The sequence below is a fragment of the Shewanella sp. 553 genome, from assembly GCF_059338375.1.
This window is the reverse complement of the sequence record NZ_CM181701.1, coordinates 104792-126212: the sequence shown is the minus strand read 5'-3', so window position 1 is coordinate 126212 and position 21421 is coordinate 104792. Positions and strand designations below refer to the sequence as shown.

The following is a 21421-nucleotide window of genomic DNA, read 5'->3' as shown; positions in this document are numbered from 1 at the left end:
TTCGCGTCAATGCTACAAACCATAACCACCTACAAAGTAAGCAATCACAGTCCCTTTCACATTAACACTATCAGCTTTCCAAATTTTTAAAGAGCGGGCTTAAAAAAGCCAAAGATAAATTTTGCATTTATCTTTGGCATCTCTATCCATGTGCAAGTAAATGGTGGAGCTATGCGGGATCGAACCGCAGACCTCCTGCGTGCAAGGCAGGCGCTCTCCCAGCTGAGCTATAGCCCCATTTACATGCAGTCAAACAAATATATCGAATGCCAAATAATTTTGGCGAAGCCAAATCGAGTTTAGTCAAGGTAACTTGTTGCGACGTTTAGTTCACTAAACGAGTAATAAGTTAACATAGAATAAACGAAGATTTGGTGGGTCAGAGTGGACTTGAACCACCGACCTCACCCTTATCAGGGGTGCGCTCTAACCAGCTGAGCTACAGACCCATTCTTTTTGGTTATTTAATTCTAACTGAATCAAATCCCTCAAAAATTATCTTTCGATATTTTGCTCTTTCTTTCTATCAAGTAATCTGTGTGAACACTCAACAAACATTAAGTTAGTCGTATAGGTAAGGAGGTGATCCAGCCCCAGGTTCCCCTAGGGCTACCTTGTTACGACTTCACCCCAGTCATGAACCACACCGTGGTAAACGCCCTCCTCGAAAGGTTAAGCTATCTACTTCTGGTGCAGCCCACTCCCATGGTGTGACGGGCGGTGTGTACAAGGCCCGGGAACGTATTCACCGTGGCATTCTGATCCACGATTACTAGCGATTCCGACTTCATGGAGTCGAGTTGCAGACTCCAATCCGGACTACGACAAGCTTTGTGAGATTAGCTCCACCTCGCGGCTTTGCAACCCTCTGTACTTGCCATTGTAGCACGTGTGTAGCCCTACTCGTAAGGGCCATGATGACTTGACGTCGTCCCCACCTTCCTCCGGTTTATCACCGGCAGTCTCCCTAAAGTTCCCACCATTACGTGCTGGCAAATAAGGATAAGGGTTGCGCTCGTTGCGGGACTTAACCCAACATTTCACAACACGAGCTGACGACAGCCATGCAGCACCTGTCTCAGAGTTCCCGAAGGCACTAAGCTATCTCTAGCGAATTCTCTGGATGTCAAGAGTAGGTAAGGTTCTTCGCGTTGCATCGAATTAAACCACATGCTCCACCGCTTGTGCGGGCCCCCGTCAATTCATTTGAGTTTTAACCTTGCGGCCGTACTCCCCAGGCGGTCTACTTAATGCGTTAGCTTGGGAACCCAGTGTTCAAGACACCAAATTCCGAGTAGACATCGTTTACGGCGTGGACTACCAGGGTATCTAATCCTGTTTGCTCCCCACGCTTTCGTACCTGAGCGTCAGTCTTTGTCCAGGGGGCCGCCTTCGCCACCGGTATTCCTTCAGATCTCTACGCATTTCACCGCTACACCTGAAATTCTACCCCCCTCTACAAGACTCTAGTCTGCCAGTTCGAAATGCAATTCCCAGGTTGAGCCCGGGGCTTTCACATCTCGCTTAACAAACCGCCTGCGTACGCTTTACGCCCAGTAATTCCGATTAACGCTTGGACCCCTCGTATTACCGCGGCTGCTGGCACGAAGTTAGCCGGTCCTTCTTCTGCGAGTAACGTCACACCTAAACGCTATTAACGTTTAAGCTTTCCTCCTCGCTGAAAGTGCTTTACAACCCGAAGGCCTTCTTCACACACGCGGCATGGCTGCATCAGGCTTGCGCCCATTGTGCAATATTCCCCACTGCTGCCTCCCGTAGGAGTCTGGGCCGTGTCTCAGTCCCAGTGTGGCTGATCATCCTCTCAGAACAGCTAGGGATCGTCGCCTTGGTGAGCCATTACCTCACCAACTAGCTAATCCCACCTAGGTACATCCAATCGCAGAAGGCCCGAAGGTCCCCTCTTTTCCCCCGTAGGGCGTATGCGGTATTAGCAGTCGTTTCCAACTGTTATCCCCCTCGACTGGGCAGTTCCCTAGGCATTACTCACCCGTCCGCCGCTCGTCAGCAAAGAAAGCAAGCTTTCTTCCTGTTACCGCTCGACTTGCATGTGTTAGGCCTGCCGCCAGCGTTCAATCTGAGCCATGATCAAACTCTTCAATTAAAGTTTTGTTGAATCTTGCGATTCGGCTCAATGAATTCTGATTCCGTTTAAAAGACTCGGAAGAATCTTAAAAACGTTTGTACATATTGCTATGAACACTCATCGTTACATTGATTTAATTCTTTGATTGCCAACCCGAAGGTTAGGCAATTTCGATTAACTCAACACCTGTGAGTGTCCACACAGATTACTTGATAAATTGTTAAAGAGCGTTAGCACATCTCGGTAGTTCCAAGTGGCTAGGGCTGCGTATTCTACGCAATCCGTGGTTCGCGTCAAGCAGTTTTTGAAAACTTTTTGATGCGGCACTTTTCAGTGCCTGACCACGCTGTAAGCTAGGTGTTTAACCAAGTTACTTAGTGCTTTACGACTTATCTCTGCGAGCTTCGCCGTGTCAGTGGTTGCGCATTATAGGGAGATATCTGGGGGGCGCAAGGGTTTTTTAAACGTTCGGCGATCGCTCGATGATCTTTTCGCCGTTATGGCGCTTTTTATATCACTTTGTGTGGTTTTACACCGATGGGGCTAACGACTCAGTTATATTAATCGTTAATTAAGTTCGTTTTTTCGTCAATATACTAGTGTAATTGCCAATAATTCATTACCATATACGAGCTGTTAACAGTTAATTATCAATTCTTCAGAGAACAAATATATGCAAAAGCCATTTCTTATTGTTTTGATCGTCGCCCTTGTTGGCGCATTGGCAATATCTCAGTTCGCGCCAGACTTCTATTCTGCAATCGCGTTTTTCACTGGTGCTATTATCGCAAGCGTTATTTTTACCCTTCAATCACCTAAGTCAGATACCGATACTGATGAACAGTATAAAGGCCCTACGATGACACTGTATGTTGGCAACTTGCCATATCGTGTCCATGAAGGCGAAGTAAAGGTGTTATTTGGTAAGTACGGCCCAGTAAACTCAGTACGTTTAGTTCGCGATCGTAAAACGGGACGCCGTAAAGGTTTCGGATTTATCGAGATGTCAGAAGCGGGTGCTAAGAAAGCCATGGTTAAGTTAAACGAGTTTGATTTTCAGGAGCGTACACTTAAAGTGCGTGAAGCAAAGTCACAAGATGCTGACAAGCCAGAATCTACTCAGGAAGCTAACTAGTTAGCGATCCTCTTTTACCTTTAGCAGTAAAAGCATACTTATATAGTATGAGCAAATAACATTAGTGGTCTTATGTCAGACTCTATGGCCTTAACTGACCAATAGATGAGAAGCCATATTCCACTAGTGTTGTTTTTAATCCTTTAGATATCTCTTGTGTCGTAAAGAAAGCATGGCTTGCTCCCCTACCTCCTTCTGCAATATCACTATTGAGCAAGGTTTTAACTCTGGCAGCTATCGCTTTTGCAGAGTCTAATAACCTGACCCCTTCACCAAGATAATCTTGTAACTCCACTTTTAAAATAGGAAAGTGCGTGCAGCCTAAGACTAATGTATCTATGCCTGATTGTTTTATGGGTAACAAGATTTGGGCAAGTAACTCATAATCAATGCGTTCTTGCGCCATTTTAGCTTCAGCCAACAGCACCAACTCTGATGACCCAAAACATGTCACTTCGCAATCAGCGGCAAACTTTTGGATTAGCGTATGTGTATAGCTGCGGTTAACGGTTCCTGGAGTGGCGAGTAATCCGATACGTTTATTCATACTCATGGCGGCCGCGGGTTTAATCGCAGGTACCACCCCAACTACCGGAATAACCAGTTGAGCACGCAGTGCTGGTAATACCAGGGTACTGGCAGTGTTACAAGCCACGACAACAATATCGGCGGCAACTTTATCTACCGTTTGAGTAATTAGCTGCACGGCGCCACTAATCAATACTTGTTCTTCAAGCTCACCATAAGGCAATCTGGCGTTATCAAATAAATAATAATAGTTTTCATTGGGCAGTGTTTGTTTAATTTCAGAGAGTATGGAAAGCCCACCCACACCTGAATCGAATACTAAAATATTTGCCGACAAACTCAATTCCCCGTGGGTAAACTCAAAATAAGATAAACATGATATTTTCCCATAGCGAGGGATAAATCAAAAGCCAGATATTGGACATCAAGGCAGGGTAGTATACTATTTGCGCCCCAATGATAGTAACGGTGTTTAAAAATGAATTTAGAAGCAATGGATCCTAACCAATACGATAAGCAACTCGATGCTAAACGTGAACAATTAGCGCAACTTTTTGCTGACTTTGACACCCCATCATTGCAAGTATTCGCGTCGACACCCGAACACTATCGTATGCGCGCCGAATTTCGCGTATGGCATGAGGGCGAAGATCTTTATTACTATATGTTCGACAAGGCGCTCAATCAAAAAGTGCGCTGTGAGCAGTTCTTACCTGCCAGTGCGCTAATCAATCAAATGATGCCAGCGTTAATGGCCGAGCTTCGTCCTAACACTGTATTACGCCATAAGCTATTTCAGGTCGACTTTTTGTCTACCCTAAGCGGTGAGATCTTAGTCTCATTGCTGTACCACAAACAGCTTGACCAACAATGGCAAGATGAAGCACAAGCCCTCAAGCAACGTCTGGGTACACAATTTAACGTCAATATAATTGGCCGTGCGCGCAAACAAAAGCTGACGCTAGATCGCGATTATGTGATTGAGTCATTGCCCGTTAATGGGCAGACTTTGATTTATAAACAGGTAGAAAATAGCTTTACTCAACCTAACGGACAAGTGTCTATCAAGATGCTAGAGTGGGCGATCGATAGCACCAAAGAGAGCAGTGGCGATCTGTTAGAGCTCTATTGTGGTAATGGCAACTTCTCTATTGCCTTGGCACAAAACTTCAACCGCGTGCTCGCCACTGAATTAGCTAAACCTTCGGTCGACTCTGCGCAATATAATATTGAAGCCAATAATATAGAGAATGTGCAGATCATTCGTATGTCGGCCGAAGACTTCACCGACGCCTTAGCCAAGAAACGCAGCTATAGACGTCTCGAAGGGATAGATTTAGACAGCTATAACTGCAACACCATATTTGTTGACCCGCCACGGGCCGGTCTTGATGACAATACTTTAGCCATGGTGCAAGGTTATCAGCGGATCATCTATATTTCATGTAACCCAAATACGCTAATAGATAACCTCAAAGTGTTGGATAAGACCCACAAAATCACCCGCTTTGCGCTATTTGATCAGTTCCCATATACCGATCACATGGAGTCTGGTGTGTTATTAGAAAAACGCTAAACACCAAATTGTTCAGCTCACACTAAAACCTTAAGATCTAAGTATTAAGATCCAAAAAGGGCCATTAGGCCCTTTTGCGTATCGAGTCTCGCTAAAACCTCATACTGGCTCAGCGGTTTTCCATTTTTTGTTGTAACGACTCAGCCCCTTTCGCCACCATACGCAACTGGATAACCAACCTGTCGGCTAATATCTTACGATCCACTCGTTTCATATCTAACGCTGCAGCTCCTGCGTTAAACACCAATGTGACCAATGCCTCAGCTTGGGCACGGGCTAATTCTGGTGAGCGCCTCGCCGTGGCTTCGGTGTAATGCGCTAACTCTGATATAAAGTGCTCAATCTCACGCGCGACCGCAGCACGAAACGGCGCCGATGTGCCCGAACGTTCATGTAACAGAATACGGAATACGTTAGGGTTAGATTCAAGCACCTCCATAAAGGTCTCGACCGAGATACGGATCACGCTACCACCCGCCTCGGCGCGTTGACGTCCCTTACGCATCATCTGGCGTAATGTTAAACCGCCCTCATCGACCATGGTCAAACCCAGTTCATTCATATCTTTAAAGTGACGATAAAATGAAGTTGGCGCGATATTGGCTTCACGAGCCACTTCTCGCAAGCTTAGGCTAGAAAAACTGCGCTCTGCGCTTAACTGATTAAATGCAGCATCAACTAACGCGCGACGCGTTTTTTCTTTCTGCTGTGCCCTGACGCCCATCATGATGAATCCACTAGATAAAGAGAATCTAGCAATAATACATTCTTTAACATAAAAACGCAGCCTATCTTGACCTAGCCTATTAAGCACGTTAAATTGGCTTACAGATGTACGCTCAATTTGGCTGTTGGATATTATAATGAAAAAACCTCCCCTCATATGGACTAATATACTGCTGTTTGCCATCACCTTTTTAGGTGCTGTCATACTCGTACCTTGGTACGGCATCACCTACGGTTATGGTATTGCCGAATGGGTGGCCTTTATCGGCTTGGCCTTTGCGAGCGGATTATCAATTACCGCTGGGTATCATAGACTTTGGTCTCATCGCACCTATAAATCACATTGGTCAATGCGTCTATTATTTACATTAGGTGGCGCGCTGGCTTTACAAAATAGTGCCTTACACTGGTCATCAGATCATCGCATTCACCATAAGCATGTTGATGACAACGATAAAGACCCTTATTCGGCGAACATGGGTTTCTGGTATAGCCATATAGGGTGGATGTTGCGAGAATATCAAGCCCAGCGTTACCACGATTATAAAAACGTACGTGACCTGCAAAATGATAAAATTGTGATGTGGCAGCACAAACATTATCTATCACTCATGCTGATCATGAACATTGGCTTACCTGCGTTACTGGGTTGGCTCAATGGCGATATATGGGCCATGTTACTCATGGCAGGCCTACTTCGATTAGTCGTCGTTCATCACTGCACCTTCTTCATTAACTCGCTAGCACATATCTGGGGTAAACAGCCATACACAGATAAAAACACCGCACGAGATAATGGTATCTTAGCGGTCTTTACCTACGGTGAGGGATACCATAACTTCCACCATATTTTTGAAAACGACTATCGCAATGGCATCCATTGGTGGCAATACGACCCCACCAAGTGGCTTATCAATATGATGGCATGGACAGGATTGGCCACCCAGTTGCGCGTCACGCCACAGGAACGAATCGAGAGCGCTAAATTACAGATGCAGCTAAAACGCACTCGCAACAAAGTCGAACAGTTAGCCAATGGTGAAGAGATACTCGAGAAACTGCATGACGAATATGAGTTACTCAAAACCCACATTAGCGAATATTACCAAGCGCACAAAGAGTTATTAGACGCCAAGCGGCAAAAACTGACCCACAAACAGTTAATGCTCAGGGTCGAAGAACTCAAACAAGATCTACTCATGCGTAAGCGCAACTGGAAATTACTCACCGCCAATTATATCTAAGTTAGGGTTTTATCACACCGGGCCACTTATCAGTGACCCGGTTTTTCCTCCCCCCACATAAATTTAACCGCCCCTTTGACGTGCGTAACGCACATCTGCCTTACCACAGATTGAAGTGCTAAATAGATGGGTCTATCATGGGCGGCTAACCCGTTCATTTAGAGATAGTTCGAGCTCATGTCAGATACCAAGATCAAACTTACCGAATACAGTCATGGCGCAGGTTGTGGCTGCAAAATTTCTCCCAAAGTATTGGGAACGATTCTGGCATCACAACTACCTCACTTCGACGACCCGAATATTCTCGTTGGCAACAGTACCCGCGATGATGCTGCCGTCTATAAGCTTAATGATGACACGGGCATTATCAGCACCACTGACTTTTTTATGCCGATAGTGGATGATCCTTTTACCTTCGGCCGCATTGCCGCCACCAACGCGATTAGCGATATTTATGCCATGGGCGGGACACCAATGATGGCTATCGCCATATTGGGCTGGCCAGTGAATACGTTACCAGCAGAGATCGCTCAGCAAGTTGTCGATGGCGGTCGCCAAGCGTGCGCCGATGCTGGCATCATGCTGGCGGGTGGCCACAGTATCGATGCACCTGAACCCATTTTTGGGCTGGCCGTTACAGGGCAAATTCCGTTAACCGAGCTCAAACAAAACAATACCGCTAAAGTCGGCGATAAACTGTATCTCACTAAACCACTGGGGATCGGTATTTTGACCACGGCTCAGAAGCAAAAAAAGCTAGCCGATGAAGATAGTAATATCGCTCCAGAGGCCATGTGCCAGCTCAATAAAATCGGCCCAGCTATCGCAAAAATTGCCGGCGTCAGTGCCATGACAGATGTGACAGGTTTCGGCTTAGCGGGCCATCTCATTGAGATGTGCTTAGGTGCTGATGTAGCAGCTAAGATTGATATCGACGCCCTGCCCTTGTTACCCAAAGCGAAAGACTACCTGCAGATGGGCTGCATTCCCGGTGGTACCCATAGAAACTACGACAGCTATGGCGAACATTTACCCCTGGTCAATGAGGAACAAAAAGCACTATTGTGCGATCCACAAACAAGTGGCGGATTATTGATTGCCGTTTCAGCAAGCCATGAAGCGGCTTTAATTAGCCTGCTCGAGGCTAATGATATTGCCCCAATCAGTATTGGTCATTTGGTCACCAAACCCGCAACGAAGCAACTCGTGGAACTGCGCTAATGTCACCACTTATGGTTTCTAAAAACCAATACACCCAGCTGTTCATCAACGACCACCCCATAATGGATGTGCGCGCGCCCATCGAGTTCGATAAAGGGGCGTTTCCGGCCAGTACTAACTTACCCTTAATGCAAGATGATGAGCGCGAACAGGTGGGCACATGTTATAAGCAACGCGGCCAGCCGCCGCGATTGCCTTAGGTCATACGCTCGTTCATGGTGATATCAAACAACAAAGGGTCGATGCATGGCGCGAGTATTTTGCTCGTCACCCTAATGCTTACCTATATTGTTTCCGCGGTGGACTGCGTTCACAACTGACACAGCAATGGCTTAAGGAGGCTGGGCTATCCGTCCCCTATATCGAAGGCGGATATAAGGCGATGCGTCAGTTTTTGATAGACACCATAGATCAAACCCCTAGGGTAAAACCCATGTTGATCCTCAGCGGCATCACTGGCAGTGGTAAAACGGACTTTTTATTACAGCGCCCAGAAGGCGTGGATTTAGAAGGCCTTGCCCATCATCGCGGCTCAAGCTTTGGCCGCTACCACGAGCCGCAACCTTCGCAGATCAACTTCGAAAATAACCTCGCTGTGGCACTGCTAAAACACCAAGCTAGCGAAGCCAAATCGTTACTGCTCGAAGATGAAAGCTACCTCATTGGTCGCTCTGCGCTACCACAAGCCTTTTATAAAGGCATGCAAGTGGCAAAAGTGGTGGTATTAGAGGAGAGCCAAACAGCCAGATTAAACCGATTGCTCGACGAATATGTCCATAAGATGCATCAAGGTTATCTTGATCGCCTCGGCGAAGAGGCAGGCTTTATCGCTTTTGCCGATTATTTGTCGCAAAGCATCAGTGGCATAAAAAAACGCCTTGGCGGCAAACAACATGATGAACTGCAGGCGATGGTGACTCATGCCTTAAATGTACAACAAAGCCAGGGCACGACAGCAGCTCATCTCGAGTGGATAAACGTGCTGCTGAGTAAATACTACGATCCTATGTACCAATATCAGATTGATAAAAAAGCCGATCGGATTATTTTTAAAGGTGATCATCAAGCTGTGCATCAGTGGCTCGATCAATACACGCCCCAATAACATCACTTAATGACATGACCGCCATTAAGCGTGACTGAATCACTCACCTGAATTCGAGCAAAGCGATGGAATAATCCGAGATAGCTTAGCTATTTAGGATTATTTCATCCCAAAGCTAAACTCCAAAATGTAGATAATGAGTTTCGGTTTTAAGCCGGGGTCTTGATTTTATGATGGGTCTGTCATCAAGCGAGTGATTTGCTGTTGCAGTGATGTGGCGCTCACCTGAGATACCGCCATGGCATCACCGACAATTAGCGACACCTTTGGCCAAACCCGCCGAGGTTGAAGTGTGTTTGCTTGACTCTCACTCGGCTCTGCTAATCCTTTAATTGCAACCGGTATAACCTTCACAGGAGGTTGCGCCGCAATACTTGCGATCAAGGCGTTAAATTGAGCCTGATAACTCGCCGTCATGGCATCACTCACGGTTAAATTATCGCTTAACAGGCACAGTAACTCGCCATTGGCTAACGCCTGCTCAATCATGGTTAATGCTTCATTATTGCTTGCGCCGCTTATCTCACCCATAGCCAAAGGGATCACTCCTGCCGGCTTAACAGAGCTCGCCATGATAGAGGATGGCATTACAAAGCGCACCGGACGACTCGATACGCCCATCACGCACAAAGCATCGAACTGGTTGATATGAGGACACACCAGCAGCGCAGCCCCCTGTTTGGGCAATTTTTCACACCCTTCGACACTGAAGCGGTAACGCACATGACGAAAGAGATAACTGATAAAGCGCCAGCGAAACTCAGGCGCTTGTCCATAAATATAGGCAGCGACCGCCAGATTAAGTACCGCCAGTAAGGTAAATAACTCAGGGATACTCCACCCAAATCCCGCCAGCAGTAACATGGCCAATAATGCCGAGCACACCATAAACAGCGCATTAACAATATTATTAGCAGCAATCGCCTGTGCGCATTTACCCGGTACAGCACGCGACTGGATAAAAGCGTACAACGGGACGATAAACAAGCCCCCACTGACCCCAACCATCAACAAGTCAAACATCAGTCGATAATGCGCTGTTGTGGCGATAAAGTCTCCCACACTATAAACCCACAAGGGATCTAACGGCGCTGGTGGAATAGCCCAGACTAAATCGAGGCCAAACAGGGTCAACCCAGCCATGCCTAAAGCCACGACACCTAACTCAACATGACCATAGGATAAGCGTTCACATAAAAAGGAGCCCACCGCGATACCCACCGAAAATAGCGCTAATAATAGCGACACTACGCTAGCATCAGAGGACAGATGTAACTTAGCAAAATAAGCAAATTGCGTTAGGTAAGTGGCACCGAGAAACCAAAACCAGCTAATGGCGATGATCGCCATCCAGATGCTTGGCGTCTTTCTCACCTGGGTAATGGCGCGCCATGTGTCAGATAAAGGAGCAAAACGAATTGGGGTTACGTCATGCTGTAGAGGCAAAGCCGGAATGGCACGACTGGCCAAATAACCACACAGGGAAAGTACAAAGACAATCAAGGCACTGGCGACAATCCCATGCGCACTCGTCATCAACAGCCCAGCGCTCAATGTGCCACTTAAAATAGCTAAAAATGTACCCATTTCGACCCAAGCATTACCCGTAACTAACTCTTCTTCGGCCAATACTTGCGGTAAGAGTGAATATTTTACCGGCCCGAAATAGGCCGACTGACAGCCAGTTAAAAATAACAGCAGTAACATCACCATGTAGCTTTGAGACAACATCGCCATCGCAGCGCACGACATGATAACCACTTCGAGTTGTTTGAGTCTGCGGATAAGCTTCGCCTTGTCCATATTGTCAGCGAGCATCCCGGCATGAGCTGAAAAAAGAAAGAAGGGTAAAATAAACAGGCCCGCGGCCAAATTGACAAATAAATTAATGCTGATTGGCAACTCATTGATCTGGCTATAAGCCACCATCAAGAGTAAAACATTTTTATAAATATTATCGTTTAATGCGCCTAAACATTGGGTGACAAAATAGGGCAAAAATCGTTTTGTTAACAGCATATTTGCTCCAGCTTGCCGCGACCTTAGGTTAGCCTAACCATTTAGACGGCAGTAGAGGATTATATAAGCCATTGCCAAGCTGTGGCCGTGCACAATAGACAAGGCTTAGCGCATCAGACACATCACCACCCGTGATGCATCTGGGCCAAAATAGTCAGCTTCTGTTTGCAACTCGACAAACCCCAATGCTAGGTATAAATGACGCGCTGGATTAGCTGGGTCCACAGTGAGCATTACCTGAGTGACCGACGGCGCCAAGTGATTAAGTGCATCGATTATAAAACGTTTGCCGATACCTCGGCCTTGGGCGAGTGTCTCCACGGCGACAGATAATATCCAACCTATATGCCGCAGCTCACTTGGCACCATTAGGATATAGCCAAGAAGACGATTATTGTGATCTATTGCAACACGCAAACCACTTGGCCAACAATCGAAACTCTGACGAAAAAAGAAATCCGGATAACAATGTTCGCCAAACACACGCTGTTCAAGCCGATAAACGCCGGCCAGTTCGCCCTTTTGCGCCGCACGCAGGGTAATATCAACGGGCTTATTCACTGACTAACAACTCATCCCAAGGTAAATGGGTCGAACCGACCACGATAAAATTAGGGTTTTCGAGCGATTCACGTTCGTTATAACTGAGCGGCTGCAGTTCAAGATCCATGATCTGCCCGCCCGCCTCTTCGACAATAATTTGTGCCGCGCCGGTATCCCACTCGCCAGTAGGGCCAATGCGTACATAACAATCGGCGCGCCCTTCGGCGACCAAGCAACTTTTAAGCGCTGCCCCGCCGAGCACCACTAGCTCACAATGTTTAGGCTGGTTCAGTAGCTTTAATACCGACTGCGGATCTTGGCGACGACTGACCGCCAAGCGCAATGAGCGCGAATCATCGAGTGTCAATTGACGACTGGCAATACGCTGCTCGCCTTTACTTGAGCGCTTATAAGCCCCCAGTCCCGCGATGGCATAATAAATCACCTCGGTCATGGGCACATAAACAATCCCCATAATGGGGCGATTATGCTCAACTAACGCGATGATCACCGAAAAGTCGCCGCTGCCAGCAATAAACTCTCCGGTGCCATCTAACGGATCGACCAGCCAATACCTGGGCCAATCGACGCGATCGGATAACGGGATGTCGGCATCTTCTTCAGATAACACAGGAATATCAGGAGTCAGCTGAGTCAGCGCAGCGGTGATAATTTGGTGCGCAGCGAGATCGGCAGACGTCACAGGGGTATTATCCGCCTTAATTTCTTTATCAAAGCTACCTTCAAGGTAAATATCTTTGATGGCCATTCCCGCTTCAACGGCGATGGCGATCACCTGTTCCACACACTCTTCTGGCTTCATCACAACTCCAACAACCTAGACAGGTAATGCATATATCCGAATTGAAATAACTATTTTAGTTTTAAATGCTTCTGGGCTAAAAACAAGGCACTCACACTTCTAGACTCTGAGAAGTCTTCCAATGCCAATAGCCCTGACCACTGTTCAAGCGGCCAAGAAACAACCTCTATTGGCTCGGGCTCATCGCCTTCAAGGCGACTCTCATACAGATCTTCTGCAATATAGATCTGCATCTTGCTGACAAAATAGCTGGGCGCCAGACTTAACTCCATCAAATGGGTTAATTTTTTAGCCCCAAAGCCTATCTCCTCCTGCAGCTCCCGATTAGCGGCTTGCTCAGGCGTCTCTCCCGGATCAACCAGCCCTTTGGGAAAGCCCAGTTCATAGCTGTGGGTTCCTGCGGCGTACTCTCTGCCCAGCAGCAGTTGCTCACCCAACACAGGGACCACCATTACGGCACCACGATTATTACCTTTCATACGTTCATACTGGCGCTCGACCTGATTAGAAAATTTCAGGTGCACTTGTTCAATTTGAAATAACCGACTCTGGGCAACAACTTGTGTATGTAATATCTGTGGCTTTTGGTCCGACATGAATGTCCCTGATAAAATGACGTTTGCATCACAGTTCAATCTTACTATGATGGGCCTAATCCACAACTCTCACGATAGAATTTTTTTACTGACCTTATGTTTCCTTGGGATAAAATCGATACTGTACTGCTTGATATGGATGGCACACTGCTAGATTTACACTTTGATAGCCATTTTTGGCTCAAGCTAGTGCCGCAAACCTTAAGTCACAGCAGAAACATCTCTCTAAATGAAGCTAATGTCTTGGTAGAACAAGCCTACGACCAAGTGGTTGGCACCTTGGATTGGTATTGCCTCGACTACTGGCAGCAACAACTGCAACTGGATATTGTGCAGCTGCAACGCACATTGGCCGACAGGATACAGTTACGCCAAGACAGCATGCCATTTCTACGCGCATTGACTCAAAAGCATAAAACCAGAATATTAGTGACCAATGCCCATCCTCAAAGCCTAGCTCTCAAACTAGAACACACAGAGCTCGCGCAAGGGTTAGACCATATGATCTCCAGCCATGAAACAGGTTTTGCTAAAGAGCACCCTCAATTTTGGTCTAGCTTATTTAACCAATATCAATTGCAACCCAGTCGGTGTTTATTTATCGATGACAGCGAAGCTATCTTACATGCCGCCAAACAAGCTGGAGTTGGGTATTTGCTTGGCATAAGCAATCCTGATAGTAAAAAGCCCCATAAAATATTTACCGACTTTCCCGCAATCCATGATTACCACCACCTGTTAGATGATCTTATCGCCAGTAAGCCATAATAGCTCCTCGCTCAATGACATAAGATAAGGATAAATGCAGGTGCATGGTGCAACCAAACCCTATAGCCTGCTTATTTGTTTCACCGCCCGAACTTGGCACTGAAATCGTCTCAACAGATAAGAGAGCAATCGCGCCACTCAGCGACACTCAATGAATCCTTTCCGTAAAATTAAATTCATAACATTGATTTAAATTAAAAAAGTCAGATTGCAATAAAAATAAATCTGCGACCTTATTTTCAGTTTTAAGCAAATCCCACCACATTGCCGACAAAAATATGCTTAATCCTTGCGCTACTTTAAATACTGTATATACTAACAGTTACTGTATGGAAAGACAGGATCTGTAATGAGACCATTAACCCCTAGACAAGCTGAAATATTAGAATTAATTAAACGCAATATTGCCGATACAGGCATGCCGCCTACCCGAGCTGAAATTGCTCGTCGCCTAGGCTTTAAAAGCGCCAATGCGGCCGAAGAGCACTTAAAAGCCTTAGCCAAAAAAGGCTGCATCGAAATAATGCCTGGGACCTCGCGAGGTATTAAGCTAACTCAAGAAGATGATAGCGAAGATCTTGGTTTACCACTGATTGGACAAGTCGCTGCCGGTGAACCCATTTTGGCCCAAGAACATGTTGAGCAACACTACAAAGTTGACCCAGCGATGTTTCGCCCAAGCGCTGATTTTCTCTTAAGAGTCCGCGGCGATAGCATGAAAAATATTGGTATTCTCGAAGGCGATCTACTTGCGGTGCATAAGGTGGAGCAAGCCAGTAATGGGCAGGTTGTCGTAGCTCGCGTCGAAGATGATGTCACAGTAAAGCGCTTTGAAAAGAAAGGTAATACTGTATATCTTCACGCCGAAAATGAAGAATATTCACCGATAGTCGTCGACCTATCTACCCAAAGCCTTAGCATCGAAGGGCTGGCCGTAGGTGTTATCCGCAACGGAGATTGGCAATGAATAATCTAATGGGTAATGCCCCGCGACATCCCGGCCTTTGGGTCGATATGAATAAGCAACACAAACCAACTCAGCACAGTACCATTGCGACATTATCGAGTCGTACCCAAGGTAAGCATGAGTTGCAAGCGCTAACACCGCAATTAGCAAGATTAAGCCAACAAGGCCAGTGGGTCGTACTGATTAGCCCACCGAATATTGGCTATAAGCAGATGCTCGCCGATGCGGGGGTACGCATGGATAGAATCTTATTAGTGCACACCAAAGATGAAGTTGAAGCACTGTGGGCGATGGAAAAAGCGCTTACTAGTGGTACATCCAGTGCGGTGATCAGTTGGACCCAAGCACTCGATGCTCGCGATTGCCGCCGCTTACAATTGGTCGCCAAAAGTACCCAGGCTCTAGGTGTTGTGATTGAAGATGATAATAGTCACTTACCTGTAACAGCCCTGACAGAGCAAGATCTGGGCTATCAACAAGCATCATTATTTAGTTCACTGCACTAGCATTACAGTTCAAACTTTCCATACTTAAGCCCCGCGAGGGGCTTTTTTGTTGCTGTTTTAAAAAAATTAAAAAAAAGTGATCTTGATCAATATTTAAACAGCGATTAAGTTAGTAATAGATATCAACGATTATTTGTTATATCCGAACAATTTAGTGGTCTGTTTCATTGGCCAACGAGTGTAGATCTCTCACTGCGTCCAATAAAGCGGAAATTAGCCTGATATAGTCAGCCGTAAGTGCAAGCGTGGTAACCACCAGCAATAACAACAGCAATACCACCAGCGCACTGTGAAGTCATCGTTGCTTTTTTGGGAACTGAAAAGTTTGCATAGAGCCGAGACATACTGTGTAACTTTTCTTTGTAGTTGCCTTCGCAATTGACAGAGGAGAAGTCTAGTGAAGCATCTGTGGTATAGCTTGCTCGGGTTATTACTAGCCCCACCCATATTCGCAGCCGATATGCCCCTTAATATGACACCAGGGGTAACTGAGATCAGTGGCAAGGTTTTTAGCCTTCACATGACCATTCTTTATATCTGTTGCGCTATCGGCATCATAGTGTTTGGGGTGATGATCTATTCCATCATTAACCATCGTCGCTCCAAAGGTGCGGTGGCTGCCAATTTTCATGAAAGCACTAAAGTCGAAATCGCTTGGACTATCGTCCCTTTTGTCATCTTGATCCTGATGGCGATCCCTGCCACTAAAACTCTTATCGCCATGGAAGACCCTAGCGATGCGGATATCACCATCAAGGTTACAGGTTCTCAGTGGAAATGGCATTACAGTTATTTTGATCACGATATCGAATACTACAGTTTACTCGCTACCCCAAGAGCACAAATTGAAGGCAGTGAAACGAAGGGCGAAAACTATCTATTAGAAGTCGACAAACCTCTAGTGCTTCCCGTTAATAAAAAAGTGCGTTTCTTGATGACGTCAGATGATGTGATCCATTCTTGGTGGGTGCCAGCCTTTGCGGTAAAAAAAGATGCTAACCCCGGTTTCATCAATGAAGCTTGGACCCGCGTGGATAAACCCGGCACGTACCGCGGCCAATGTGCTGAACTATGCGGTAAGGACCATGGCTTTATGCCCATAGTGGTTGAAGTGTTGTCTGAGGCCGATTTTGCTCTCTGGATCGATGAGCAAAAAAACCAAGCCACAATCGCCGCCGCCGCAACCGAAGCCTCGTTATCGCAAACCTTATCTATGGATGAACTGATGACCCAAGGTGAGCAGATATACATGGCACGCTGCGCCGCCTGCCACCAGCCAAATGGCATGGGACTTCCAGGAGTGTTCCCCGGATTAAAAGCCAGCGCCATTGCCACCGGCCCAGTCACAGCACATATCGATATTGTGGTTAATGGTAAGGCGGGCACCGCAATGCAAGCCTTCGCTGGACAGCTAACACCACAGGAGATAGCGGCTGTGGTGACATATGAGCGTAACGCTTGGGGCAATGATGTCGGTGATATCGTCCAAGCCGCTGACGTTAGTCAACATGGTCAATAGGGAGGCATGATGAATACAACAACGCGCGAAGCCAATATGGATGCCGCTCATATTGAAGAGTCTAACGAACACCACGAAGCTCACCCAACCGGCATAAAACGTTGGCTATTTACCACTAATCATAAAGATATCGGCACCTTATACCTATGGTTCAGCTTTATTATGTTTCTTACTGGCGGTGCCATGGCCATGGTGATCCGAGCCGAACTGTTTCAGCCTGGATTACAATTAGTCGAGCCCAACTTTTTTAATCAAATGACCACAGTGCACGGCTTGATCATGGTGTTTGGTGCCGTCATGCCCGCCTTTACAGGGCTTGCAAACTGGCTAATACCCATGATGATTGGCGCGCCCGATATGGCGCTACCACGGATGAATAACTGGAGCTTTTGGATTTTACCCTTCGCCTTTACCATATTATTAAGCTCACTCTTTATGGAAGGTGGTGGGCCCAACTTTGGTTGGACATTCTATGCTCCGCTATCCACCACTTATAGCCCCGATAGCACGGCACTGTTTGTATTTTCGATCCATATTATGGGGATCAGCTCCATCATGGGAGCCATCAACGTGGTGGTGACGATTGTGAATATGCGCGCCCCCGGCATGAGCTGGATGAAATTACCGCTATTTGTGTGGACCTGGTTAATCACCGCTTTCTTGTTGATCGCCGTCATGCCTGTGCTTGCTGGGGTGGTCACTATGGTACTGACGGATAAATATTTTGGCACCAGCTTCTTTGATGCAGCAGGTGGCGGCGATCCTGTGATGTTCCAACATATTTTCTGGTTCTTCGGCCACCCTGAAGTCTACATTATGATCTTACCTTCATTTGGTATCATATCGGCTATTGTGCCCGCCTTTAGTCGCAAACGTCTCTTTGGTTACTCCTCTATGGTTTATGCCACTGCCAGTATTGCGATTTTATCCTTCTTGGTTTGGGCACACCATATGTTTACCACCGGCATGCCAGTATTTGCTGAGCTGTTTTTTATGTATTGTACTATGCTCATCGCGGTGCCAACTGGGGTTAAGGTCTTTAATTGGGTCGCCACCATGTGGCGCGGATCACTCAGTTTTGAAACACCTATGTTGTTTGCCATCGCCTTTATCATACTGTTCACCATAGGCGGATTTTCGGGGTTGATGCTAGCCATTACTCCGGTGGATTTCCAGTATCACGATACCTATTTCGTGGTGGCTCACTTCCATTATGTATTGGTCACAGGGGCCATCTTCTCCATTATGGCCGCCGCCTATTATTGGCTACCTAAATGGACTGGACATATGTATGACGAGAAGCTGGGTAAACTGCATTTTTGGTGTTCGGTTATCTCAGTTAACGTGTTGTTTTTCCCTATGCACTTTTTAGGACTCGCGGGAATGCCGCGTCGAATTCCTGATTATGCAATTCAATTTGCTGATGTTAACCAAATTGTCTCTATTGGCGGCTTCGCTTTCGGGCTATCGCAGTTTATCTTTCTCGCCTTAGTGATTAAGTGCATCAAGGGCGGTGAAAAAGCACCAGCTAAACCTTGGGATGGTGCTGAGGGGTTAGAGTGGACGCTGCCAAGCCCGGCTCCTTATCACTCATTCTCGACTCCTCCCGAGGTGAAATAAGATGTCTCAGCCCCCGGCAACATCAAATCGTAAGCTGATCATCTGGCTAATGACTGGTGCCATAGGCATGTTTGGCTTTGGATTTGCCTTGGTGCCGTTATACGACGTGCTGTGTGAACAATTGGGGATTAACGGTAAAACACAATCGACAGCGTCGACTTACAAGCCAATGACCATAGATACGTCGCGAGTGATAACCGTCGAATTTATGGCTAACATACAACAGGATATGCCATGGGAATTTACGCCCGAAGTCAAACGTATGCAGGTTCACCCTGGTGAGCTTGTACGCACCAACTTTAACGCTAAGAGCCTAGCGCTCGCGACCACCGTAGGCCAAGCCATTCCCTCGGTTTCACCTGGGCAGGGGGCAGCCTACTTTAATAAAACCGAGTGTTTCTGCTTTAATCAGCAGCTGTTAGCGGCGCAAGGTAGTGCTGCATTACCGCTAATTTTCTATGTCGATCCCGATCTACCAGACACGATATCGACGCTGACACTTTCCTATACTCTCTACAACATTACCGACAAGGGTTATGTCGGCGCTGTTGAGCAAGGAGCGGCAAAATGACCACTAAACACGAACACTATTATGTGCCAGCGCAAAGTGCCTGGCCCATAATAGGCGCCATCGGGCTATTTTTAATCGCCTTTGGGGCAGGCACTTATATACAGCAGCTCAATAGCGAGCAATCGAGCGGCGGTTATATTCTGACTGCCGGAATTGCAGTGATTGTGTATATGATTTTTGGCTGGTTCAGAACCGTGATTGACGAATCGATGGCGGGACTCTATTCGAAACAGATGGACAGATCGTTTCGCCAAGGGATGAGCTGGTTTATTTTTTCGGAGGTGATGTTTTTTGCCGCTTTTTTTGGCGCGTTACTCTATGCCCGTATGATAGCCGTGCCATGGCTAGGCGGAGCCTCCAATAACGCCATGACACACGAAGTGTTGTGGCCTACCTTTGAAGCGATGTGGCCCTTGGTCACCACGCCAGATGGCACCAAAACCCAAGCAATGGGGTGGACGGGCTTACCACTGTACAACACCATCATATTACTCACATCATCGGTCACCTTACACTTTGCCCATGTTAGTCTCGAAAAGGGGAAACGCACCGCCCTCACCCTGTGGTTGGGGCTGACCATCTTACTCGGGTTGGCCTTCTTACTGTTACAGGTTGAAGAATATGCTCATGCTTATCAGGAGATGGGGCTGACCCTCTCCTCTGGCGTTTATGGCAACACCTTTTTCTTGCTCACCGGTTTCCACGGCATGCACGTGACCTTAGGCACCATCTTCTTATTGGTGTTGTTTTTTAGAGTGTTAAAAGGTCACTTCACCCCAGATAAGCACTTTGCTTTTCAGGCGGGCAGTTGGTATTGGCATTTTGTCGATGTGGTCTGGCTATGCTTATTTATTTTTGTGTATGTGCTGTAGCTAATAAGGCCTAGGGTTGGGAGCAATTAGCCCCAAGCCTAGTGCCAGTAACAGCAGTAGGATCACCAATAGCGAAAACAATACCCGGCGGCCTAAATATTGGCTCATGGGTACCTTACTATCCCCTTTCACTAAGATAAACAACGCACGCCCAAGATTAAAAATGATGAAAAAAAGCAGTAACACTAGCACGACTTTAAATAGCAATATTGCACTCATGCAGGCTCCTAAACGTGGGTTGTCATGGACAACCGCCTTGGTTGTTTGTGTTACTGTGCTGGTGTTTAGCATCTTGGTCAAGCTCGGGTTTTGGCAGCTCAGTCGTGCCGATGAAAAAGTCGCATGGCAGCAGCAATTAACCGCTCGCCAAGCCTCTGCGCCACTGTCATATGCCCAACTGCTGGCTATGGCACCAGATACGACCCTAACGGGTTACCGTTTAAAGGTCGACGTCAGCCCAACCGATACCCCCATTATTCTGCTCGACAACCAAGTCTATAACGGCAAAGTCGGTTATTTGGTGCTGCAAGTGATGCAGGTTGCCTCGTATCAAACGGCATTACTGGTTGAATTAGGCTTTGTTCCTGGTGGAGTCGATCGGCGCATCTTACCTCAAGTGCAGCCAATAACGAGCTCACTCTCCTTAAGTGGCAGGCTATATCAAAAATCTCTCAACCCACTGAGCGAGCAGCTATTTGCTGAGCCCGGTGATCCTATGCGTATTCAAAACCTCTATATTACGGCACTGCAACAGCAGTTACAGCATCACTTGGCCCCAGCGGTCTTGCAACCCACCTCTAGGCTACCGATAGAGTTAGCACACCCTTGGCAGCCCATCCCCTTGAGTGCTCACAAGCATCACGGCTATGCATTACAGTGGTTTGCAATGGCGGCCGCCTTCGCCTTACTCATGGGATACGTATGGAGAATGAATTTAAAAAACAGTAGTTTAGCGTCAAAATAAATAACGAAACAAGG

The 21421-nt window shown here is 46.8% G+C and carries 18 protein-coding genes, 2 tRNA genes, 1 rRNA gene and 2 pseudogenes; 13 read left to right on the top strand and 10 right to left on the bottom strand.

Annotation, left to right across the window (positions count from 1 at the left end; all coding sequences use genetic code 11):
* Window positions 1-161: 161 nt before the first annotated feature.
* From AC5YBZ_RS00585 to AC5YBZ_RS00575, 3 genes are all read right to left on the bottom strand, one after another.
* A tRNA-Ala gene (locus AC5YBZ_RS00585) sits at window positions 162-237 on the bottom strand.
* A gap of 135 nt (window positions 238-372) precedes the next feature.
* Window positions 373-449 (bottom strand) — tRNA-Ile (locus tag AC5YBZ_RS00580).
* 126 nt (window positions 450-575) lie between these two features.
* Window positions 576-2122 (bottom strand): 16S ribosomal RNA (locus AC5YBZ_RS00575).
* 655 nt (window positions 2123-2777) lie between these two features.
* Here AC5YBZ_RS00575 and AC5YBZ_RS00570 point away from each other — a divergent pair.
* Entirely contained in the window at window positions 2778-3239 is a 462-nt protein-coding gene (locus AC5YBZ_RS00570) for an RNA recognition motif domain-containing protein (protein ID WP_110458690.1), read from the top strand.
* Between the two features lie 82 nt (window positions 3240-3321).
* On the opposite strand, the gene murI is transcribed toward AC5YBZ_RS00570, so the two are convergent.
* Window positions 3322-4104: a glutamate racemase gene (murI, locus tag AC5YBZ_RS00565; protein WP_494520361.1), complete on the bottom strand. Its 783-nt coding sequence runs from the start codon at window positions 4102-4104 to the stop codon at window positions 3322-3324.
* A 141-nt stretch (window positions 4105-4245) separates the two neighbouring features.
* Between murI and trmA the strand changes: the two genes are divergently transcribed.
* Window positions 4246-5343: a tRNA (uridine(54)-C5)-methyltransferase TrmA gene (trmA, locus tag AC5YBZ_RS00560; RefSeq protein WP_494520362.1), complete on the top strand. Its 1098-nt coding sequence runs from the start codon at window positions 4246-4248 to the stop codon at window positions 5341-5343.
* A gap of 109 nt (window positions 5344-5452) precedes the next feature.
* Here trmA and fabR read toward each other — a convergent pair whose 3' ends face one another.
* A complete protein-coding gene (gene fabR / locus AC5YBZ_RS00555; RefSeq protein WP_475516895.1) occupies window positions 5453-6067 on the bottom strand; it encodes an HTH-type transcriptional repressor FabR in 615 nt (204 codons plus the stop codon).
* Between the two features lie 139 nt (window positions 6068-6206).
* On the opposite strand from fabR, the gene AC5YBZ_RS00550 reads away from it, so the two are divergent.
* From AC5YBZ_RS00550 to mnmH, 3 genes and pseudogenes are all read left to right on the top strand, one after another.
* Complete coding sequence (locus tag AC5YBZ_RS00550; RefSeq protein WP_494543301.1) at window positions 6207-7313, top strand: fatty acid desaturase; 1107 nt, start codon at window positions 6207-6209, stop codon at window positions 7311-7313.
* Between the two features lie 177 nt (window positions 7314-7490).
* Complete coding sequence (gene selD, locus AC5YBZ_RS00545) at window positions 7491-8534, top strand: selenide, water dikinase SelD (RefSeq protein ID WP_494520364.1); 1044 nt, start codon at window positions 7491-7493, stop codon at window positions 8532-8534.
* Window positions 8534-9639 (top strand): annotated as a pseudogene (gene mnmH / locus AC5YBZ_RS00540) (tRNA 2-selenouridine(34) synthase MnmH). Before selD ends, mnmH begins: the two are co-directional and overlap by 1 nt.
* 168 nt (window positions 9640-9807) lie before the next feature.
* Here the strand turns inward: mnmH and AC5YBZ_RS00535 are convergent.
* The 4 genes from AC5YBZ_RS00535 to nudE all read right to left on the bottom strand — a co-directional run bounded on the left by AC5YBZ_RS00535 (window position 9808) and on the right by nudE (window position 13620).
* Window positions 9808-11658, bottom strand: a complete 1851-nt coding sequence (locus tag AC5YBZ_RS00535) for an MFS transporter (RefSeq protein ID WP_494543300.1) — start codon at window positions 11656-11658, stop codon at window positions 9808-9810.
* Window positions 11659-11763: 105 nt separating this feature from the next.
* On the bottom strand, window positions 11764-12219 hold the full coding sequence (locus AC5YBZ_RS00530) for a GNAT family N-acetyltransferase (RefSeq protein ID WP_494524216.1): 456 nt from the start codon (window positions 12217-12219) through the stop codon (window positions 11764-11766).
* A complete protein-coding gene (cysQ, locus tag AC5YBZ_RS00525; RefSeq protein ID WP_475515487.1) occupies window positions 12212-13024 on the bottom strand; it encodes a 3'(2'),5'-bisphosphate nucleotidase CysQ in 813 nt (270 codons plus the stop codon). Before cysQ ends, AC5YBZ_RS00530 begins: the two co-directional genes overlap by 8 nt.
* 50 nt (window positions 13025-13074) lie before the next feature.
* Window positions 13075-13620: an ADP compounds hydrolase NudE gene (gene nudE, locus AC5YBZ_RS00520; protein ID WP_494543299.1), complete on the bottom strand. Its 546-nt coding sequence runs from the start codon at window positions 13618-13620 to the stop codon at window positions 13075-13077.
* A 96-nt stretch (window positions 13621-13716) separates the two neighbouring features.
* Between nudE and yrfG the strand changes: the two genes are divergently transcribed.
* The 7 genes and pseudogenes from yrfG to AC5YBZ_RS00485 all read left to right on the top strand — a co-directional run bounded on the left by yrfG (window position 13717) and on the right by AC5YBZ_RS00485 (window position 20443).
* Window positions 13717-14388, top strand: a complete 672-nt coding sequence (gene yrfG / locus AC5YBZ_RS00515; protein ID WP_494524215.1) for a GMP/IMP nucleotidase — start codon at window positions 13717-13719, stop codon at window positions 14386-14388.
* Window positions 14389-14737: 349 nt separating this feature from the next.
* Entirely contained in the window at window positions 14738-15355 is a 618-nt protein-coding gene (gene lexA / locus AC5YBZ_RS00510; RefSeq protein ID WP_475515484.1) for a transcriptional repressor LexA, read from the top strand.
* Entirely contained in the window at window positions 15352-15861 is a 510-nt protein-coding gene (locus tag AC5YBZ_RS00505; protein WP_494520370.1) for a cell division inhibitor SulA, read from the top strand. Before lexA ends, AC5YBZ_RS00505 begins: the two co-directional genes overlap by 4 nt.
* Before the next feature lie 397 nt (window positions 15862-16258).
* Window positions 16259-17371 (top strand): annotated as a pseudogene (gene coxB / locus AC5YBZ_RS00500) (cytochrome c oxidase subunit II); the annotation flags it as partial.
* Window positions 17372-17389: 18 nt separating this feature from the next.
* A complete protein-coding gene (gene ctaD, locus AC5YBZ_RS00495) occupies window positions 17390-19000 on the top strand; it encodes a cytochrome c oxidase subunit I (RefSeq protein ID WP_119978694.1) in 1611 nt (536 codons plus the stop codon).
* A 1-nt stretch (window position 19001) separates the two neighbouring features.
* Window positions 19002-19571 (top strand): cytochrome c oxidase assembly protein, encoded by a 570-nt coding sequence (locus tag AC5YBZ_RS00490; protein ID WP_494524214.1) that lies wholly within the window; start codon window positions 19002-19004, stop codon window positions 19569-19571.
* On the top strand, window positions 19568-20443 hold the full coding sequence (locus AC5YBZ_RS00485; RefSeq protein ID WP_494524213.1) for a cytochrome c oxidase subunit 3: 876 nt from the start codon (window positions 19568-19570) through the stop codon (window positions 20441-20443). Before AC5YBZ_RS00490 ends, AC5YBZ_RS00485 begins: the two co-directional genes overlap by 4 nt.
* Here the strand turns inward: AC5YBZ_RS00485 and AC5YBZ_RS00480 are convergent, their stop codons facing one another.
* Window positions 20444-20662 (bottom strand): DUF2909 family protein, encoded by a 219-nt coding sequence (locus tag AC5YBZ_RS00480; protein ID WP_494520371.1) that lies wholly within the window; start codon window positions 20660-20662, stop codon window positions 20444-20446.
* Here AC5YBZ_RS00480 and AC5YBZ_RS00475 point away from each other — a divergent pair.
* Window positions 20661-21407 carry an SURF1 family protein gene (locus AC5YBZ_RS00475; protein WP_494520372.1) on the top strand — a complete coding sequence of 249 codons (747 nt, stop codon included), beginning with the start codon at window positions 20661-20663 and terminating at the stop codon, window positions 21405-21407. The two genes, AC5YBZ_RS00480 and AC5YBZ_RS00475, sit on opposite strands and share 2 nt — an antisense overlap.
* The last annotated feature ends 14 nt before the right edge of the window (window positions 21408-21421 follow it).

Excerpts from the sequence above, each read along its gene's own strand:
- AC5YBZ_RS00550 (WP_494543301.1), top strand. The coding sequence starts at position 6,207 with ATGAAAAAACCTCCCCTCATATGGACTAATATACTGCTGTTTGCCATC.
- AC5YBZ_RS00475 (WP_494520372.1), top strand. The coding sequence starts at position 20,661 with ATGCAGGCTCCTAAACGTGGGTTGTCATGGACAACCGCCTTGGTTGTT.
- nudE (WP_494543299.1), bottom strand. The coding sequence starts at position 13,620 with ATGTCGGACCAAAAGCCACAGATATTACATACACAAGTTGTTGCCCAG.
- AC5YBZ_RS00485 (WP_494524213.1), top strand. The coding sequence starts at position 19,568 with ATGACCACTAAACACGAACACTATTATGTGCCAGCGCAAAGTGCCTGG.
- ctaD (WP_119978694.1), top strand. The coding sequence starts at position 17,390 with ATGAATACAACAACGCGCGAAGCCAATATGGATGCCGCTCATATTGAA.
- AC5YBZ_RS00535 (WP_494543300.1), bottom strand. The coding sequence starts at position 11,658 with ATGCTGTTAACAAAACGATTTTTGCCCTATTTTGTCACCCAATGTTTA.
- trmA (WP_494520362.1), top strand. The coding sequence starts at position 4,246 with ATGAATTTAGAAGCAATGGATCCTAACCAATACGATAAGCAACTCGAT.
- yrfG (WP_494524215.1), top strand. The coding sequence starts at position 13,717 with ATGTTTCCTTGGGATAAAATCGATACTGTACTGCTTGATATGGATGGC.
- fabR (WP_475516895.1), bottom strand. The coding sequence starts at position 6,067 with ATGGGCGTCAGGGCACAGCAGAAAGAAAAAACGCGTCGCGCGTTAGTT.
- lexA (WP_475515484.1), top strand. The coding sequence starts at position 14,738 with ATGAGACCATTAACCCCTAGACAAGCTGAAATATTAGAATTAATTAAA.
- selD (WP_494520364.1), top strand. The coding sequence starts at position 7,491 with ATGTCAGATACCAAGATCAAACTTACCGAATACAGTCATGGCGCAGGT.
- AC5YBZ_RS00480 (WP_494520371.1), bottom strand. The coding sequence starts at position 20,662 with ATGAGTGCAATATTGCTATTTAAAGTCGTGCTAGTGTTACTGCTTTTT.
- AC5YBZ_RS00505 (WP_494520370.1), top strand. The coding sequence starts at position 15,352 with ATGAATAATCTAATGGGTAATGCCCCGCGACATCCCGGCCTTTGGGTC.
- AC5YBZ_RS00570 (WP_110458690.1), top strand. The coding sequence starts at position 2,778 with ATGCAAAAGCCATTTCTTATTGTTTTGATCGTCGCCCTTGTTGGCGCA.
- cysQ (WP_475515487.1), bottom strand. The coding sequence starts at position 13,024 with ATGAAGCCAGAAGAGTGTGTGGAACAGGTGATCGCCATCGCCGTTGAA.
- AC5YBZ_RS00490 (WP_494524214.1), top strand. The coding sequence starts at position 19,002 with ATGTCTCAGCCCCCGGCAACATCAAATCGTAAGCTGATCATCTGGCTA.